At 63.6% G+C, this 2,595-nt stretch carries 2 protein-coding genes and 2 pseudogenes; 1 reads left to right on the top strand and 3 read right to left on the bottom strand.

Annotated elements, in window-relative coordinates:
* Window positions 1-191, top strand: a pseudogene (locus tag ACZ7HQ_RS40290) (tyrosinase family protein); the annotation flags it as partial.
* A 126-nt stretch (window positions 192-317) separates the two neighbouring features.
* Here the strand turns inward: ACZ7HQ_RS40290 and ACZ7HQ_RS40285 are convergent.
* The 3 genes and pseudogenes from ACZ7HQ_RS40285 to ACZ7HQ_RS40275 all read right to left on the bottom strand — a co-directional run.
* Window positions 318-645 (bottom strand): annotated as a pseudogene (locus tag ACZ7HQ_RS40285) (zinc ribbon domain-containing protein); the annotation flags it as partial.
* A gap of 46 nt (window positions 646-691) precedes the next feature.
* Entirely contained in the window at window positions 692-829 is a 138-nt protein-coding gene (locus ACZ7HQ_RS40280; RefSeq protein WP_471001114.1) for a hypothetical protein, read from the bottom strand.
* 33 nt (window positions 830-862) lie between these two features.
* Complete coding sequence (locus tag ACZ7HQ_RS40275) at window positions 863-2,179, bottom strand: glycosyl hydrolase family 28-related protein (RefSeq protein WP_471001108.1); 1,317 nt, start codon at window positions 2,177-2,179, stop codon at window positions 863-865.
* Between the last annotated feature and the right edge of the window lie 416 nt (window positions 2,180-2,595).

Raw genomic sequence — 2,595 nt, 5'->3', positions numbered from 1 at the left:
TGTTCTGGCTGCACCACGCCTTCGTCGACAAGCTGTGGGCGCAGTGGCAGCAGCGGCACCCGGGCGCGGCCTACGTGCCGGGCGGTGGCACGCCGAACGTCGTGGACCTGAACGAGACGATGAAGCCGTGGAACAACGTGCGCCCGGCAGACCTGCTGGACCACACGAAGTACTACACCTTCGACAGGTAGACAGCCTGCGATACCAGGGCCGGCGGTGAAGTCAACTTGACCCGGTCCTAAAGGGCCGGGTTTGGAGGTAGCGCCCGACTGGCTGCTGGGTTGGCTCCTCCGTCCAGACACCCCTATGGGGTGGCAGGGACCGCGTGACTCACGCCCCGCATTCCACACGATCTCGCCACGGGTGGCGATGTTATGGGAAGCATTCCGGTCGGCGTGGGCAACGACCCCGCACCCCCGGCAGATAAAGAGCTTCTGGTCGACACGGTTGCGCTTGTCGACGTGGCCGCACTCGGCGCACGTCTGCGATGTGTACGCGGGATCAACGAAGACCAGGGGCAAGCCTGCCCGCTTGGCCTTGTAGACGATGAAGTCTCCGAGCTGGGCGAAGGCCCAGGAGTGGAGTGCGACCCGTTGGGGCTTGCGGGAGCCGTACCCGCTGGCCGATGCCCTTGAGTTCTTCCAGGCATTGTCACAGGCCACCGGACTCCACGATTTCAATCTGAGTATGGTCAGCCGCTTGCCGGGGTGGCGGGCGGTGATGCCGTCACCGACGCCGAACGCTCCGCCGGTGTCATGACGATGAAAACCACGGGCGCCAGGCCATCGAGCGACAGCCGCCCATGCTCGAAGGCGGCTGCTTCGGCCAAGGACACGGCACCCGCGGCTCCACGCGTCACGCGTCACGCGTCCAGAATCACCACACCCGTGCCGCCGACTTCCGGTGCCGAGTTTCCGTTCGTGAAGAACCGTCCACGTCCGACATAGACCGACGCCGGAGCGACCGCTTCGATACCGGGAAAACCACGCCGGGAAATATTCCAGTTCTCCACCCAGCAGTTTTCCAGGAAGAGCCGACTGTTTGCTCCCTGAATACGAACACCATTGGTGGTAAAATTCGATGCACGCACATTTGTTGCTTGCACCGTTACACCATCTGCTTCAATATCCAGGCAAGCAATGCCAGTGATGTTTCCCTGCGCGTCCTGTGCCCCCTGAGAAGTGAGGTTGGTGATCTGCCCCGTCGTACCACCACCGGTGATCCTTACTCCGTAGCCGCAGATGTCGAAGTCCGCATCGGACAGCCGGAACTTGCTCGTGACGCCGTTGCTTGCGTCGAAATGCATTCCGACGGCGTACCCGAGCGCGAAGATTCTGGTGAAATGGGGGTTGTCGTTCCGAGATGAGCGGATTGCGGTCGCGTTGCCAGCCACGTAAGCCCCGACATTCTGGTCGACGCTCCAGAACGGCCAGAAGTGAATATTGTCGATCTTGATGACGTCGAGTGCGTTGTCGATTTCAATTCCCTGCCGCAGTGGCTGGCCGAAGATCCGCTCCAGGCAGACACGGCCGACAACTCCGTTAGGGTAGGTGATGCTGATGCCTCGTGTGGGATTGTGCAGCATGACGTCGTGAATGTGGACGTCCGTGCAGCTGACCTGAATGGCCGGGGGATAGTCAAGGGGCGCCCAGCCGGGCCCGAGGGCAGGCTGCTTGTGGCTGAACGCGAGATCAGCCACCGTGGTCCCGGATCCCCCCCAAGTAATGGTGATCGCGCTGACGTTCGTTGAGTCGACACGCAGCCAGGAACCATTGGTGTTCTGGGCCGGTCCCCAGCCGGCACCGGCGATGATCACAGGTTTGTTGACGATGAGTCCCGTTCCCAGCCGGTAGGTGCCAGGAGGGAGCCAGACGATACCGCCCTTGGCGCTAGCAACGTTGATGGCCTTTTGGATCGGCGTGCTGTCGTCGGCCACGCCATCTCCGACCGCGCCATAGGCGGTCACGTCGAATACGGAACTTGCTCCGGGGAGAGAGACAGTTGCGGCGCGCGCGGTTCCGCCCGCAGCCACGGCAGCGAACACTCCCGCGCCCACGCCAGAAGCTCCCAGCGCACGTAACGCAGACCGCCGAGGAGCTGCAGCTGACAACGGCTGCTGCCCGGAGTCGTCCTGACTCCGCCCCGAGGAAGCAATCCCGTTCTTCTTCATTTCGGTCATAACCTTCCACCTCACATTGTCATCGCCTGGGCAAACCCTGATGATGAAGGGCTGCTGAGCCCGGCAGTTCTTTGAAGCTGGTCCACGGCGGCGACTTGCTCAGCGGCAGCGCCGCCACCAGAACGAGGAGTACCGCCTGCGGCGCGTGATCCGGGGTTCCCCCTCGACTCCTCCAGGGGGTCGCCCCCAGTCGAGTTCCTCGACATGACCAAGCAGTTCGGCACCCACAAACCTGGCGCCCAGCCGGGTCTCCTCGGCCTCGCCTGCGGCCCCTGGCCGGCATCACCAAGCCAGCGCCCCGGGACTACTCATCCGGTGTGTCGCGAAGGCCGCAAGGTGGTGGGGGGTTGGGGGGGGGGGGGGGGGGTTTCCCCGGCGATACACCCGGGACCCCCCCCCCTTTCCCGTGTCATGAT

This window comes from Streptomyces sp. NPDC037290, from assembly GCF_055603245.1.
Note: the sequence above shows the minus strand (reverse complement) of the source record. Positions and strands in the feature narration are given on the sequence as shown.

Bases quoted from the DNA above. Each gene is read 5' to 3' on its own strand.
- ACZ7HQ_RS40275 (WP_471001108.1), bottom strand. From the start codon at position 2,179: ATGACCGAAATGAAGAAGAACGGGATTGCTTCCTCGGGGCGGAGTCAG.